Source organism: Labilibaculum filiforme (assembly GCF_002843315.1).
In the GTDB taxonomy this organism is placed as follows: domain Bacteria; phylum Bacteroidota; class Bacteroidia; order Bacteroidales; family Marinifilaceae; genus Labilibaculum; species Labilibaculum filiforme.
Genome location: NZ_MVDD01000005.1, coordinates 290614 through 305237, shown reverse-complemented (window position 1 = coordinate 305237; position 14624 = coordinate 290614). Strand labels below are relative to the sequence as shown.

14 protein-coding genes and 2 tRNA genes are annotated in these 14624 nt (G+C 31.7%); 8 read left to right on the top strand and 8 right to left on the bottom strand.

What is annotated here, in order from left to right; genetic code table 11:
- Positions 1-10 precede the first annotated feature (10 nt).
- A complete protein-coding gene (hemW, locus tag BZG02_RS09420; RefSeq protein WP_180335683.1) occupies positions 11-1156 on the bottom strand; it encodes a radical SAM family heme chaperone HemW in 1146 nt (381 codons plus the stop codon).
- Between the two features lie 184 nt (positions 1157-1340).
- On the opposite strand from hemW, the gene BZG02_RS09415 reads away from it, so the two are divergent.
- Complete coding sequence (locus BZG02_RS09415) at positions 1341-2060, top strand: head GIN domain-containing protein (protein WP_101261211.1); 720 nt, start codon at positions 1341-1343, stop codon at positions 2058-2060.
- Between the two features lie 246 nt (positions 2061-2306).
- Entirely contained in the window at positions 2307-2735 is a 429-nt protein-coding gene (locus BZG02_RS09410; protein WP_101261167.1) for a VanZ family protein, read from the top strand.
- Here the strand turns inward: BZG02_RS09410 and BZG02_RS09405 are convergent.
- Both BZG02_RS09405 and rpiB read right to left on the bottom strand, forming a co-directional pair.
- Positions 2730-3173 carry an RrF2 family transcriptional regulator gene (locus BZG02_RS09405; RefSeq protein WP_101261166.1) on the bottom strand — a complete coding sequence of 148 codons (444 nt, stop codon included), beginning with the start codon at positions 3171-3173 and terminating at the stop codon, positions 2730-2732. The genes BZG02_RS09410 and BZG02_RS09405 overlap by 6 nt on opposite strands.
- A gap of 129 nt (positions 3174-3302) precedes the next feature.
- The gene (gene rpiB, locus BZG02_RS09400; RefSeq protein ID WP_101261165.1) at positions 3303-3743 is read right to left on the bottom strand and encodes a ribose 5-phosphate isomerase B; all 441 of its coding nucleotides are present in this window, start codon (positions 3741-3743) and stop codon (positions 3303-3305) included.
- 761 nt (positions 3744-4504) lie between these two features.
- Here rpiB and BZG02_RS09395 point away from each other — a divergent pair.
- The 3 genes from BZG02_RS09395 to BZG02_RS09385 all read left to right on the top strand — a co-directional run bounded on the left by BZG02_RS09395 (position 4505) and on the right by BZG02_RS09385 (position 6384).
- Positions 4505-4885 carry a response regulator gene (locus BZG02_RS09395; protein ID WP_101261164.1) on the top strand — a complete coding sequence of 127 codons (381 nt, stop codon included), beginning with the start codon at positions 4505-4507 and terminating at the stop codon, positions 4883-4885.
- Between the two features lie 134 nt (positions 4886-5019).
- A complete protein-coding gene (ruvB, locus tag BZG02_RS09390) occupies positions 5020-6042 on the top strand; it encodes a Holliday junction branch migration DNA helicase RuvB (protein ID WP_101261163.1) in 1023 nt (340 codons plus the stop codon).
- Between the two features lie 12 nt (positions 6043-6054).
- Positions 6055-6384: a hypothetical protein gene (locus BZG02_RS09385; RefSeq protein ID WP_101261162.1), complete on the top strand. Its 330-nt coding sequence runs from the start codon at positions 6055-6057 to the stop codon at positions 6382-6384.
- Positions 6385-6435: 51 nt separating this feature from the next.
- Here BZG02_RS09385 and BZG02_RS09380 read toward each other — a convergent pair whose 3' ends face one another.
- Positions 6436-7299, bottom strand: a complete 864-nt coding sequence (locus BZG02_RS09380; protein WP_101261161.1) for a sensor histidine kinase — start codon at positions 7297-7299, stop codon at positions 6436-6438.
- Between the two features lie 1208 nt (positions 7300-8507).
- On the opposite strand from BZG02_RS09380, the gene BZG02_RS09375 reads away from it, so the two are divergent.
- A complete protein-coding gene (locus tag BZG02_RS09375) occupies positions 8508-11264 on the top strand; it encodes a CHAT domain-containing protein (protein WP_180335682.1) in 2757 nt (918 codons plus the stop codon).
- A gap of 181 nt (positions 11265-11445) precedes the next feature.
- Here the strand turns inward: BZG02_RS09375 and BZG02_RS09370 are convergent, their stop codons facing one another.
- From BZG02_RS09370 to BZG02_RS09355, 4 genes are all read right to left on the bottom strand, one after another.
- Positions 11446-12195: a tetratricopeptide repeat protein gene (locus BZG02_RS09370; protein WP_143470443.1), complete on the bottom strand. Its 750-nt coding sequence runs from the start codon at positions 12193-12195 to the stop codon at positions 11446-11448.
- Entirely contained in the window at positions 12188-12754 is a 567-nt protein-coding gene (locus tag BZG02_RS09365; protein ID WP_101261158.1) for an RNA polymerase sigma factor, read from the bottom strand. The genes BZG02_RS09370 and BZG02_RS09365 overlap by 8 nt, the downstream gene beginning before the upstream one ends.
- Positions 12755-13080: 326 nt before the next feature.
- A tRNA-Val gene (locus tag BZG02_RS09360) sits at positions 13081-13155 on the bottom strand.
- A 29-nt stretch (positions 13156-13184) separates the two neighbouring features.
- Positions 13185-13259, bottom strand: a tRNA-Val gene (locus BZG02_RS09355).
- A gap of 141 nt (positions 13260-13400) precedes the next feature.
- Between BZG02_RS09355 and BZG02_RS09350 the strand changes: the two genes are divergently transcribed.
- Together BZG02_RS09350 and BZG02_RS09345 are read left to right on the top strand one after the other, a co-directional pair.
- Positions 13401-13784, top strand: coding sequence for a hypothetical protein (locus tag BZG02_RS09350; RefSeq protein WP_101261157.1), 384 nt, complete (start codon positions 13401-13403; stop codon positions 13782-13784).
- Between the two features lie 9 nt (positions 13785-13793).
- Complete coding sequence (locus BZG02_RS09345; RefSeq protein WP_101261156.1) at positions 13794-14606, top strand: peptidylprolyl isomerase; 813 nt, start codon at positions 13794-13796, stop codon at positions 14604-14606.
- The last annotated feature ends 18 nt before the right edge of the window (positions 14607-14624 follow it).

Genomic DNA, 14624 nt, shown 5'->3' with positions numbered 1-14624 from the left:
ATTTAAGCTACTATTCTTCCTCCACCCAGAAAAAATCCGACATAATATCATTCGATACAAAAACCCCTTTATCATTCAAAATAATACTATTTTTTTCCTGTCGGATATGTTCCGAAGAAAGGTATTTTTTCGTTTTTAAGATACAATGTTGATACAATTTTTCTCCAAAATCGGTACGTACCAATTCTAAATCCATTCCCCAATAAGTTCGAAGCGAAGTCAATACAAAATCATTAAACCTATCGTATTCGCTCAAATCTTCCTTTTCAGAAAAACTCTCGTTATTCCGAATTGCTGTTATGTATTTATAATTGTTTGCAATGTTCCATTCTCTTTGTTCTAAATTGTAAGAATGTGCCGATGGACCAATTCCTAAATACTTTTTCTGTTTCCAATAACTAGAATTGTGCTCAGAAATATACCCTTCTTTCGAAAAATTAGAAATTTCGTAATGAACAAATCCATGTTTTCTTGCAACGTCTATTAAATAGTTAAACTGCTCAAAACTATCTTCTTCATCCATTTCTACCAATTGCCCTTTTTCCAACTTTTTCGTAAAAATTGTATTTGGATCAAACATTAAATGGTAGGACGAAATATGCTGCACATTTAAATCGAAAACCAATTCTAATTTCTCCTTCCACTTCTCCATAGTCAAACCAGGAACTCCATAAATCTGATCTACAGAAATATTATCGAAACCAAAAGCTTGCGCTCTGCGAATAGCATCAAAAGCCTCTTTCCCAGTATGTCTTCTGTTCATCAAAATCAAATCTTCATCGTGAAACGATTGAATTCCCACACTTAGTCGATTTACACGAGTTTTAGCAAGCTCTTGCAAGTATTTTTCGGTGAGATCATCTGGATTTGCCTCTAATGTAATTTCGGCATTGGGCTCAATAATAAAATACTTAGCCACTTCTTCAATTAACGATTCAATTTCGTTTGCTTGATACACCGATGGCGTTCCTCCTCCAAAATAGATAGTAGTTAAAGAATTATCTCCTAAATAATCTTTTCTAAGCTTTAATTCCAATTTTAAACATTCCAGCATATCCTCTTTTGCCTGCAAAGAAATACTTTTGTGAAAAGCACAATAATGGCAAAGTTGTCTACAAAATGGAATGTGAAAATATACTCCCGACATATCAATCATTTTTTTTTTTTTGCAAGTTAGATTCATTTCACAAACTTTCCTCTTCAACGGAAAAATAATTAAAAATCTTGCTAAATTTTCGATAATAAAATGAATCACTTTATAAAATAAATGCAACACTTGTATTCTTAAATGTGTCTTTACACCAACAAAGCTAAACCCAACTTTTTTAAAAATAATAGTTATGAAATATATTTCAAAAGCAATCTCGTCCCTATTAATCCTGTTTTTCAGTTTTATAAGTGTTCTTCCTGCACATGCCGATGGGATAAAAGGCAATGGCAATGTGCAAAGCGAAAATAGAGAAGTTCCTGCCTTCGAAACCATTAAGGTAAACGGAGCTTTTACCATAATTCTTTCGCAAAACGATGATTATAGCTTAAAAGTAGTTGCCGACGAAAACCTAATGGAAATAATTAAAACCATAGTAAAAGGAGATGTACTTTATATCTCTACAGAAAAAAGTATTTACAAATCGAAAGAGCTTAAATTATACATTGGTTTTAAACACCTTAGCGGATTAAAAGCAAATGGAGCTATAAGCTTAAAAAGCGATCAAATGCTTAGATTCGATGAATTAGACATAGAAATAAATGGTGCCTCTTCGGCCAATTTAGAACTTACAGCCAACCAATTAAGAATTGATAATAGCGGAGCATCAACCGTAACACTTGCGGGCAAGTGCGACGAATTTTCCATTGATATTTCCGGAGCCGGAAGCGTAAGTGCCTACGATTTAATTGTTAAAAAGGGAAGTATCGATATTAGTGGTGTTGGTAGTGGCAAAATCTGTGTAGAAGAAAATCTTCGAGTAAGTATTTCTGGTATTGGTTCGGTAAAATACAAAGGTAACCCGAAAATCACTAGTGATATTTCCTTTCTTGGTAGTCTAAAAAAATATTAAATAAAACACAATATAACGTGAAAAAGGAATCCCAAGGATTTCTTTTTTTTTGACTGTTTCCTTTTAGCACTTGCTTACTTTATCCTAATACAGCTATATATAGAACTTAGTTTATTACTATATCTTAAGCTTATAAAACAATAAACGGCTAAGTAAATTATCTTAATAGTTGAAAAAAGTATTGCTTTAAAAAATTAAAAATCTTAAAAATGCGTAGTACCTTTGAATAAATTTCAGGCAAACTTTATGAATACTAAATTATTTTGGCGTAACATTCTCTGGGCAATAGTCATTTTTATTCTCTGCTCAATTCCTGGCGATGACCTTCCAAAAACCAACATCGTAAAAATACCACACTTCGATAAAATTGTTCATTTCGCAATGTTCTTTATCATGGGTATTTTTCTTTTTGCAGAACTAAGTATTCAAACAAAATGGAAACGCCTACACATAACAGCTATTATAATTTCATTAATAGCCCTTTACGGCGGTATTATTGAATATTTGCAACAAAATTTCTTTACCAATAGAAGCGGAGATTATTGGGATTTAACCGCTGATATTTTGGGCGGAATACTTGCTGTTATTTTATATCCTTGGCTAAAAAAACAAAAGGACTTGCTGTTAAACCGCAAGCCCTTTAGTAAAATATCTTTTTTAAAGAAAATATTATAAACTAATAAATTCTTCCGTTGTTCCCATTTCATCAATTAACTGACCAATTGTTTTGCCGTTAAATAAATCATAAATAGATTGTCGGATACTACCAAATTGATTGTGAACCGGACAAGGAGCTTGCTTACTTGTATGAGATTTACACGGCCTCATTCCAATTAAACAATTCTCGAACATATCTAAACCATCCACAATTTCAACAATATTCATCAAGGTAATTTCTGATGGCTTTTTGCCCATACCAAAACCTCCATGAGGTCCTTTTGTTGAAGTTAGTAATTTTTGTCTGGCTAAACTTTGCAATATTTTGCCCAAAAATGGAGTAGGAATTTCTAAATCTTCAGAAATCTTTTTGATTCCAATTTTCTTTCCTTCAGTGCCATTCAGCGATAAATAAATTACTGAACGAATTGCATATTTACAGGTATTCGATAACATTATTTCTATTTAGTATTACTCTCACATTTATCTAACAATCAGCACAAATATAACAATATTTACTACTAATAAAGCATCTTTAATTCTTTAATTCCTTATTTAGATTCTGTTTATCAAAACATTAAAATCCTATTTTAAAGGAATCTTATCAATTCTAGTTTGATGTCTACCTCCCTCAAAATCAGTAGATAAAAATATTTTTGCGATCTTTTCAACTTCTTCATAAGAAATGAATCGAGCCGGAATACCACATACATTTGCATTGTTATGCAATCTTGCTAATTCAGCAATTTCTGCATTCCAACATAAAGCAGCACGAATTTTTTGATGCTTATTAGCGGTCATCGTAATTCCATTACCACTTCCACATAAAGTAAATCCAAAATCAAACTCCTCAGCAGCAACTGCTGCAGCCAATGGATGTGCTGTGTCAGGGTAATCCATACTAGCTTCCGAATCGGTTCCGAAATCAGTAACCAAACAACCATTTTCTTTTAAAAATTCTCCAAGTTTATTCTTGAATTGATAACCTGCATGATCTGATGCAATAGCAATTTTTAATCCTTTCATAGTAGTATTTTTTCAAAAAAAAGTAGATTAATAGATTCTAAATTTTAGAATCTAAATCTTTTAAATCCGCAAAATATATTCATTATTTAAGCTTACAAAACTAAGTAAAATTACTCATTAGAGTAATAAAAAGCGACTTTTATATACCCTCTTTGATTGGAGTAATAATATAATTGTAAAATACTTAATATAAAACACTTACATTAACGCATTCTCACTATCAACAGTTTTGTTCACATTCAGTTAACAGACTGTTAATTTTTCCTTACTAAGTTTTACAATCTTTTATTTGGAGGATACAATTTCATCCTGGTATAGAAAAAATAGCTTACCCATACAACTTTATTTTTCATTTCAAGATTCACATCTCTCAACAGGTTTTCAACAGACTGTTAATATAGTTTAACGAAATTTTTATCACAACAGATCGTTATTAACAGCTTGTTAATAACCTCAGTATTTTATTGAATATCAATAGTGTTAAAATTAACAATCACTGTTAACTTCCTGTTGGCGGATACAATTATTGCGAAAAATCAATAAAAATTCAAAACTGTTACCAACACTATTAACAGGATATATTAATCATTATATTCTTTTAAGAAATTTAAAAAAATAAATAATAATATAAAGCTTGTTGATAAGAGTGAATTTCCTGTTTAAAGCTTAAATTAGATGGAAATCTTTAGTTCGCTTAAGTACTTAGTTTTTGTAATGATTTTCTTATCTTGCGACCTATTGAAAAATCCACGAAATAAAGTATGAGCTGGGAGACAAAAAACTATTCCATTTTATTGGTTGAGGATAATAAGCTAAATCAAACGGTTGTTAAATTTACTTTAAAACGTTTTGGTTATTTTATTGATGTTGCCAATAATGGACTAGAGGCAATAGAGAAATTTAAAAATGGCAATTACGATTTCATTTTAATGGATATCATGATGCCAGAGATGGATGGAATAGAAGCTACAAAAGCAATTCGAAATTTAGAAGAGGGAAAGCTTATTCCAATAATCGCTTTAACCGCCGATATCATGATTGCTAATGAAGAAAAATGTCTTAACAGTGGTATGAACGGACACATAGCTAAACCTTTTGAAATTGATAATCTGTTTAAAGTCCTTAAAAGTTTAAATCTTTAAATAAATTTGTAGTTTCAGTTTTGCCTCCAAAGTATAAATGCTGTTAGGAGAAAACGATCAATAAAAATTCTAATACTTTTTTTGTATTAATCACTTCATTGTTCACGAATGAGTGTAATCAAATCTTGTTTCTAATGGAGGATCATCTGGATATCAGAGATAATAACTTTTCGGATAACGAAAAAGAGTATGAAAAAAAATTAAGACCACTTCAATTTAGCGATTTTAGTGGGCAGATGAAAACGGTCGAGAATTTAAGCATTTTTGTAGCTGCTGCTAAAATGCGAGAAGAAGCTTTAGATCATGTTTTACTTCATGGACCTCCAGGTTTAGGAAAAACAACTCTGTCTAACATTTTAGCCAACGAATTGGGAGTAGGATTAAAGATTACTTCGGGACCGGTAATGGATAAGCCTGGAGATTTGGCTGGACTTTTAACCAATTTGGAACCTAATGACGTTCTATTTATCGACGAAATTCATCGTTTAAGTCCGATTGTAGAGGAGTATTTGTATTCTGCTATGGAAGACTTCAAGATCGATATAATGATTGATAAGGGGCCGGCTGCGCGTTCCATTCAGTTAGAATTAAATCCTTTTACCTTAATTGGAGCTACCACTCGTTCTGGTTTACTAACTTCTCCTTTGCGTGCTCGTTTTGGAATTAACTGTCATTTAGAGTATTACGACCTTCCGGTTTTAACTAAAATTGTAGAACGATCGGCAAAAATTTTAAATGTGGAAATTTCTCATGAAGCTGCTGGCGAAATTGCTTCTCGAAGTAGAGGAACTCCTCGAATTGTAAACGCACTTTTAAGAAGAGTTCGCGATTTTGCACAAGTAAAAGGAAATGGAAATATCGATTTAAGTATTACAAAATTTTCTTTAGAAGCTTTAAATATTGATAAGCACGGTTTGGATGAAATGGATAATCGAATTCTAAATACGGTAATTGATAAATTTAATGGTGGTCCGGTTGGAATTTCAACTATTGCAACTGCAGTTGGTGAAGATAGTGGTACCATAGAGGAGGTTTACGAGCCATTTCTTATCAAGGAAGGATTTATAAAAAGAACTCCGCGGGGAAGAGAGGTGACTCCCTTGGCATATTCACATTTGGGAAAAAATAAGTTTACGGATCCCGAACTGCTTTTTTAAATAAAAATATCGATGAAGAAGATTTTACCAATTATTTATACCATTGCCACCATACTTATCATTGTTGGGGCTCTATTTATTTTACAAGCGGAAGAATATGGTTTAAGTATTTTAAGCCTAGGACTTATTTTAAATGTTTTTTATCGATTGGGGACTACAAATTATGAAAGTATAAAGTTGTTTAAATTCATGGAGATTTTACGTTTCGCAAATATCATATTTATGATTGTTGCTTGCCTGGGATTTTTTCTTGATTGGGAGCAAAAATTTAATTTCTTGATTCTTACTATCGTATTTGACCTGTTACTTAATTTGAAAGAAATATCTTTTAAAAACAAATAAAAAAAGGAGCTTGTGACCAGCAAGCTCCTCTCATATTACCTAGTAACTTCCCTAAATAGCAATATTCTTTTTAATAGTTGATAAAGAATATATATCGTTAATATTAAGCTTTAAAATAGCTTCTATTTGTTCTTTTAAGATAACGTCCGATTCGGAATATTTTAAAGGAATTGTAAAGTAAAAAATGGAACCATGTCCAGGGTGAGAATCGATAAATAATTTACCACCCAACAAGCATACAATCTCTTTACATAAACTCAAACCCAAGCCAGCACCAGAATAAATTCTAGTGTAGGAATTATCCACTTGCGTGAATTTGTTAAATATTTTTTCTTGTTCGGCTTTTGGTATTCCTGGTCCAGTATCTTTCACATAGAAAAGAATATTATTTCTGTCCTGAATAGCACAACCAAATTCAATTTCTCCTCGTTCAGTAAATTTCACTGCATTTTCGAGAAGGTAACTAAGAACCTTGTTCAGTTTATCAAGGTCTGTAAATATTTTTATTTCTTGAAGATCTTCAGAAAAATTTAGGCTTAAATTTTTCCTCGTTTCACTAATAGTTTGTCCAAATGTAGAGTATAGTCGGATGAATAAATTGTGTATCGAAATTTCCGATTCATGGAAATTCATCGAACCACTTTCTAGTTGAGAAAGTTCAAGTATCCGATTAAATAAGTCAAGCAGTTCCTTACTGCTAGAATTCAAAATATTGGTGAATTCATTTCGCTCTATTTTAGATAGGGAGTCATCGCGTAACAATTCGGAAGCACCAATAATAGCATTCATTGGGGTTCGAATTTCATGCGACATGTTTGCTAAAAAAGAATTTTTTAGCTCTTCTGCCTTAGCAGTTTTGGCTTTTTCTTCTTTCAGCAGTTGTTCCAGTTCTTTATATGTTGGACGTCTCTCCATGTAAATGAATATGGTCTTAAAAATAGAGTCGATTAGTTTTTTGTTTTTTAAATCAAAAAAAACAAAAACTTATTTTACTTGTAAAATATGATTTGGGAAATATAATTAAGTAGTATTTAAACAAGGCAATCATCCATTATTGGAAGATCAGTCATTTCGTTGATACCACCTTTTGTATTCTGTAATTCTTCCAGAGAAACTATTTCAAAATTTTTCATTGCTGTTTGGTCTTTTTGGTCAGTACTAGGTTTATTATAGGAAAATGGTTTTTGGTCAATTTTTGGTATTATTTAAACAATACAATCATCCAAAATAGGTCTATCGGTCATTTCGTTGTAACCACCTTTTGTATTTTGTAATTCTTCCAGAGAAACTATTTCAAAATTTTTCATTGCTATTAGGTCTTATTGGTCAGTACTAGGTTTATTATAGGAAAATGGTTTTTGGTCAATTTTTGGTATTATTTAAACAATACAATCATCCAAAATAGGTCTATCGGTCATTTCGTTGTAACCACCTTTTGTATTTTGTAATTCTTCCAGAGAAACTATTTCAAAATTTTTCATTGCTATTAGGTCTTATTGGTCAGTACTAGGTTTATTATAGGAAAATGGTTTTTGGTCAATTTTTGGTACTATTTAAACAAGGCAATCATCACAGATAGGTCTATCTGTCATTTCGTTGATACCACCTTTTGTATTTTGTAATTCTTCCAGAGAAACTATTTCAAAATTTTTCATTGCTATTAGGTCTTATTGGTCAGTACTAGGTTTATTATAGGAAAATGGTTTTTGGTCAATTTTGGTATTATTTAAACAATACAATCATCCAAAATAGGTCTATCGGTCATTTCGTTGTAACCACCTTTTGTATTTTGTAATTCTTCCAGAGAAACTATTTCAAAATTTTTCATTGCTATTAGGTTTTGTTAGATTTGAATTGTTTAAGTTTTTAATTACACCCCTTTATTCCCCTTTTTCGAAAAAGGTAACCCTGTAAAAAGACTTTTTTTTTAAAAAAGTTAAAAAAAGACAGTATATTTAGATTTTTATTGGTCTAGATACCTGACTTAATGAATTGTTAGTAAGAACATTACAAAAACTGTCTATAGCGTGATGAATTTTCAAAAAAAGATATTTATTTTTCTTCTTTTACCACTTTTTCTTCTCTTACTTTTCACTGGGAGTATCAATTCTAAGTCGAATTCGGTGATAGATAAACAGAAAAAAGCTGAAATAGTTAATCGGGATTCGTTACTTCAAGAGCAGTTTAATGGAGCGATTGTTTTTTTAAATGAGGGAGAGTTTGAATATTCGGTTCAGTCTTTTGAGAATGCAATTCAAACAATCGAACTTGGTGGATTAGTAGACAACAATTTAATTTATCGTACCTACGTCAATTTTGGAGTTTTATTAAATAGAGTTGGAGATAGAAAAAGAGCCTTGGAATTTTATAATAAAGCGGAGGCTTTTACTTTAAAAATTTTTGGGAAGAGTACTCCAAAACTAATTCCTATTTATGTAAATAAAGGAAATATTTTTAATAATTATGGTGACCTAATCAAAGCCCAAACTTATTATGAAATGGCATTATCATTATTAGAAGTGGATGGAGATTCCAAGTGGTTATCTCAAATTTATAATAATTTGGGTGTTAACTTATATAAAAAACAAAAGTATTCTGAAGCATTAAAATATTACTTAAAGACATTAAATGTAAAAGAGGAAAGTAATTCGCAAAATCTTTCATCTACCTATAATAACATAGCAAGCTGTTATAAAAAAATAAAAAACTACGAAGCTGCAGATTCCTATTATCAGAGAAGTATTAAGGAAATAATCAAGATGCATAATACTGATTATTACCTTTTGGGGAATTGTTATCTAAATTATGCGGTGTTTCAGAATGAAATGAAAAATAATACTAATGTATTACCATACCTAAATAAAGCTTTGGTTATTTATAGCAGTAGTTTTGGCTATAAACATCCAGATACCGCACATTGTTTGAAGAATTTTGGTGACTTTTATTCTAAGTCTAATGATCATTTAAATGCGCTTAAGTATTATCAAAAGGCATTGATTGCTGAATTGGATAATTTTAATAATAGTACGGTGTATGTAAATCCGTTTATGGAGGAGATAGATCCACAACTTTCTATTTTGGAAATATTAAAGCCTAAGGCAAATACTTTGAAAGAGTTATATAGCAAGACCAATAGTATTTCTGATTTGGATTTTAGTTTACAAACCTATGATCTTTGTTTGGATATTATTGATAAAATTAGAATTGCCTATCAGGATGAAGAAAGTAAGTTTGCACTTTCAAAAAATGAAAAAGAAACCTATAATCAAGCCATTGAAATAGCTGCTAACCTTTATAAACTTACAAAGGATAAAAAATACAAAGAAAAAGCTTTTCGTTATTCAGAGCGATCTAAATCTGCAAGTTTATTGTCGTCTTTAAACGATGTTAATGCTAAAGATTTTGGTGGTATTTCTGCAGAATTACAGGAGCAGGAGAGAAATTTAAAATTAAGTATTTCGAAATATCGTGAGTTGGTTCATGAGGAGAGAAGAATGCAGGTTCCTAATCGGGATTCTATTAGTAGCTGGCAAAATGTACTTTTTAATTTGAATGAAGAATTTACTAGTATGGTGTTGCGTTTCGAGAAAGACTTTCCGGAATACTATTCCTTAAAATACGACACAAAAACCATAAGTATTAAAGATTTACAAAATAAATTAGGGCAAAATGATTTATTAATTGAATATTCTATTTCCGATTCAGCGCTCTTTTCCTTTTCTATTACAAAAGATAGTTTAGATTTAAAACGGCAGGTTATTAATAAAGATAGTTTCGATTATCATTTAGAGGAAGTTCGTAGTTGTTTAAAAACTAATGATTTTACAACAAATAGTACAGATTATTATAGGAGATATACCAAGTCAGCTTATCATTTGTATCAAAATTTATTAAAGGACAAGGAAAGTTTATGTATCGGTAAAAATTTATTGATAGTGCCCGATGATAAAATGGCATATATTCCTTTTGGTGTATTGTTGAAACAAGAAGCAGATTCTACGCTAATGAATTATCGTAATTTGGAATATTTAATAAAGGATAATACAATTACTTATAATAATTCGGCTACTCTTGGGTTTAAAAAACATTCTAAAAGTTATGGCTTTTCTTTTTCTAAATCTGTTTTAGCTTTTGCTCCCTCCTATAACGACGTGAACGATTCTATTCTTATTTCAGAAAGAGCCTATCGTGATAAATTATATCCACTGCCTGGAGTAAAAGAGGAAGTCATTAATATTTCCAAAGTAATGCCTGGAGATTTATTTGTTGATGATTTGGCTACAGAAGCTAATTTTAAAGCCAATTCGAGTACTTATGATGTGTTACATTTAGCTATGCATACTATCATTGATGACGAAAATCCGATGTATTCTAAATTGGTTTTTACTCAAAATTCCGATTCCTTACAAGATGGTTTACTCAATACGCATGAAATATACAATATGAATTTTAATGCTAGGATGGTGGTTTTAAGTGCTTGTAACACGGGGGATGGTAAGCTGTTAAAAGGAGAAGGGGTTATGAGTTTGGCCCGTGGTTTCTTCTATGCAGGTTGTCCTAGTGTAATTATGACTTTATGGACGGTTGAAGATAAAACAGGCTCAAATTTAATGAGTAATTTCTATACTTTTTTATCGAAAGGATTAAAAAAGGATGATGCGCTCCGTCAGGCTAAGTTGGAATATTTACAAACTGCTGACGCTCTAAAATCTCACCCTTATTTTTGGTCTGGATATGTTACATTAGGTGATGTGGAACCTTTGTACGATAATAGTTTATTCACAAAACTGATGTACATTGCTTCTGGTCTTATTGGTATTATTCTATTGGTATTAATTGCGCTAAAAATGAAAATAAGACGAACAGTTAGTCTTAGTTAATTTTTAGTAAGCGAGGATTCGTTTTTATAGGGTTTCCATTATTGAGTAGGGATGAGTTCTAAACCTTTACTAAATACCTAAAATATAAACTTTTAGAGATTGATTTAATTTTAGATATAGATCAAAAAAGCCATCCAATTTTGGACGGCTTTTACTTTATTTTGATGAATGATGAAATGATCTATTCTAATCTATTAATAATTTCTAAAGCTTTTGTTTTATAGAAACTATTTCCTTTTGCAATTACATGAAATTGTTTTAGAGCTTTTTCTTTCTCATTTGTCATGAGATAACAGAAACCAAGATACCATTCAGATTGCTCAATAAAAAGGTTATTCTTGTGTTGAAGTACTCTGGTAAAGTTTTTATTTGCTTTCGAGTACTCATTAATTTCGATATTGGAAATACCAGAATAAAAATTACCAGTGATGTTGGTACTATCTTTGTCTAATATTTTCTTGAATAAAGTCAGAGCAGTTCGATAATCTTTTGTCTCGTAACTTTTTAATGCCGTCACCAGTAAATTATCAATCATAACGTCCGACGAACGAGTATTGATAACTACATTGTAAGGCTTGTAGTAATTACTAAAAACTTGATCATTTGAATAGGCGGATTGGTTATTCATAATATACATCAAACTTCCCAGACCAATTACTAAAGCCAAGGATGCTGCTGCAATATTCCACTTAGTCAAAAACTTCAGCTTTCGTTTCTGAATCGTATTTTTAGGGACTTCAATAGCCTCTAATTTACTTCTTAGATCCATAACGTCTTGTTCCATTATGGCATCATTAACCTCCCTATGAAGGTCTAGTTCCATTTGAAGATCTGAATCGCTGAGCAACTCCTGCTCAAACTGCTTCAACTGGCTTTCTGTTAGATCACCGTCAAGAAAATCCTCGATACGGTCAAAGTCCATTTCATTCATCATATACTTCTTTAAATTCATTATCACTTTTAATACTTTCCATCAGTGCTTGCTTGCATTGATATTTTTTCTTTTTCGCATACTTCTCACTCTTGTATCCCATAATTTCGGAAATTTCCTTTAAGGAAACCTTTTCAAGTGTTAACTGAAGTACTTTTTTACAATCTGAGCCTAATAGTTTGAAGTGCTTTTGATACAATCTATACCTTTCGGTTTGATCGTACGTTTCAGTTGCTTCATCTAGTCGATTATCCAAAATAGCTTCTGAACTAATTTCATTGCTATTTTTTCTTTTCTCAAGTTGTTTCAACCATAAAAGTCTACAAATTGAATAGACATAGGTTTTAAAATTACAATTCAGAACCAAAGGTTCTTTTTTCATTTTACGGTAGATTACAATAATCGCTTCTTGAAAAAGATCCCTTGCATCTTCTTCGTTACCGTTATTATTCTCTATAAAATTTCTAATACTAGGGAAGAACTTTTTGTAGATGTAGTTTAATACATCATTATTGCTCATACTGATCCCCTCAAGTATCGCTTCCGTAGTGTAATCCATATTTCCTATCCCTTTATTCCTCTAATGGCCAAAAGGTAACCCACAAAAAGTAAAAAAAAGTAAAAAAAAGTGCACTTCATAATGTAAGTGTCTGATTAAGTGTCTGATAAAATAAAAAATAAACTAATGTTTAAAATTTAGAAAATAATCTATTAACATAAACCGATCCAAGATACAATATTCTTTCAAATTTGTATGGTTAGAAGAAGCCTATTTTTTTGACCAGATATAATTAATATACGGTAGATGGAATAAAAAGATTTACGAATGAGCAATTAGGACCAAAAAAAAAGATCAAATTTTCTAATGAAAATCTGATCTTTTCGTGGGCGATATAGGATTCGAACCTATGACCCCTTGGGTGTAAACCAAGTGCTCTGAACCAACTGAGCTAATCGCCCGATTATTGGGAATGTGTGCTTTTAAATAGTGGGCGATATAGGATTCGAACCTATGACCCCTTGGGTGTAAACCAAGTGCTCTGAACCAACTGAGCTAATCGCCCTTGCCCTTAAAAGCGATGCAAATATAAGATGGAAATATTTCATCTGCAAGAAGAATAATTAAAAAAGTGAAAATATATTTCTACAGTGCTTTAAATATAGTCAGAAAGCTTTACTTTTAACAGTCATAAAAAATTGATACTATGGATAATAATTTAGAAAGGGACTGGAATAAACTTTTATATAAAATTTCTGAAGATTTTAATGTGGATGCCGATTTAAATGGCACTTTACTCCTAATTGGGATTCAGGAACGAGGAAAAGGCTTTCAGGAAAAGTACGAAAAGGACGAAAAGATGGACCACATCAATTTGGCTACTTGTACGCTGTTGATGAAATGGAATTACTATCAAATGGAAGGTTCGGATGAGAATGGTTGGCCAATTTTTAAAAAAAATAAAATGGTACCTCCTTTTTCTAAGGAAAAAGAGGAATTATTGCTAAAATCGTCCATTGTTGAGTATTTCAAAGACATGGACTATTTGGAGTCGGAGAATTTAGAATCAGTAAAGCAAAAAAATATTTAGTAAAGACCTATGAAAAATCTTATTTGTATTGCTATTGTTTTTCTTTTTGTATCCTGCCAGGAAAAGTTGGAGTTGGGGAAAACAAATAGGATTGTTGAAATTGAATCGCAGTATGGAACTATTAAAATTCGTTTATATGACGAGACTCCTGTTCATCGCGATAATTTTGTAAAGTTGGCGTATGGAAAGTATTTCGATGGTACTTTGTTTCATCGGGTAATTAATGGTTTCATGATTCAGGGTGGTGATCCGGATTCGAAAGCGGCGAAATTAGGCCAACGCCTGGGAGAAGGCGGACCAGGCTATCAGATACCAGCAGAAATTAGGGAAGGTTTATTTCATAAGCGAGGTGTTTTAGCCGCGGCTCGAGAAGGAGATGCGATCAATCCGGAAAAGAAATCAGCAGGATCGCAGTTTTATATTGCTCAAGGTAAAGTTTACACGCCTGAAGAATTGGATTCTTTACAAATGAAGCTAAACGAAAAATTGAAGACTTCGATTTTTCAAAAGGTGCAAACAGAAAAGGCCGAACTTCTTGCTAAATACCAAATGGAAGGGGATTTAGATAAATTATCGGAAGCGATAGACCACATTACGTTCGAAGTGGATTCCTTGTTTACGGACGAGAAAATTGTTTTCACCAAGGACCAAATAGCAGCCTATACTTCTCTTGGGGGAATTCCGCATTTGGATGGAAATTATACGGTTTTTGGTGAAGTGATAGAAGGACAGGAGTTAATTGATTCGATTGCCAAAGTGGAAACCGATGAATTCGATCGTCCACTGATGGATATATCGATGAAAATAAAAATAGTAAAATAAAGAAAGTAGCAGATGTAA

Excerpts from the sequence above, each read along its gene's own strand:
- BZG02_RS09410 (WP_101261167.1), top strand. The coding sequence starts at position 2,307 with ATGAATACTAAATTATTTTGGCGTAACATTCTCTGGGCAATAGTCATT.
- BZG02_RS09395 (WP_101261164.1), top strand. The coding sequence starts at position 4,505 with ATGAGCTGGGAGACAAAAAACTATTCCATTTTATTGGTTGAGGATAAT.
- BZG02_RS09405 (WP_101261166.1), bottom strand. The coding sequence starts at position 3,173 with ATGTTATCGAATACCTGTAAATATGCAATTCGTTCAGTAATTTATTTA.
- hemW (WP_180335683.1), bottom strand. The coding sequence starts at position 1,156 with ATGATTGATATGTCGGGAGTATATTTTCACATTCCATTTTGTAGACAA.
- BZG02_RS09370 (WP_143470443.1), bottom strand. The coding sequence starts at position 12,195 with ATGAATGAAATGGACTTTGACCGTATCGAGGATTTTCTTGACGGTGAT.
- BZG02_RS09350 (WP_101261157.1), top strand. The coding sequence starts at position 13,401 with ATGGATAATAATTTAGAAAGGGACTGGAATAAACTTTTATATAAAATT.
- BZG02_RS09345 (WP_101261156.1), top strand. The coding sequence starts at position 13,794 with ATGAAAAATCTTATTTGTATTGCTATTGTTTTTCTTTTTGTATCCTGC.
- BZG02_RS09415 (WP_101261211.1), top strand. The coding sequence starts at position 1,341 with ATGAAATATATTTCAAAAGCAATCTCGTCCCTATTAATCCTGTTTTTC.
- ruvB (WP_101261163.1), top strand. The coding sequence starts at position 5,020 with ATGGAGGATCATCTGGATATCAGAGATAATAACTTTTCGGATAACGAA.
- BZG02_RS09380 (WP_101261161.1), bottom strand. The coding sequence starts at position 7,299 with ATGGAGAGACGTCCAACATATAAAGAACTGGAACAACTGCTGAAAGAA.
- BZG02_RS09365 (WP_101261158.1), bottom strand. The coding sequence starts at position 12,754 with ATGGATTACACTACGGAAGCGATACTTGAGGGGATCAGTATGAGCAAT.
- rpiB (WP_101261165.1), bottom strand. The coding sequence starts at position 3,743 with ATGAAAGGATTAAAAATTGCTATTGCATCAGATCATGCAGGTTATCAA.
- BZG02_RS09385 (WP_101261162.1), top strand. The coding sequence starts at position 6,055 with ATGAAGAAGATTTTACCAATTATTTATACCATTGCCACCATACTTATC.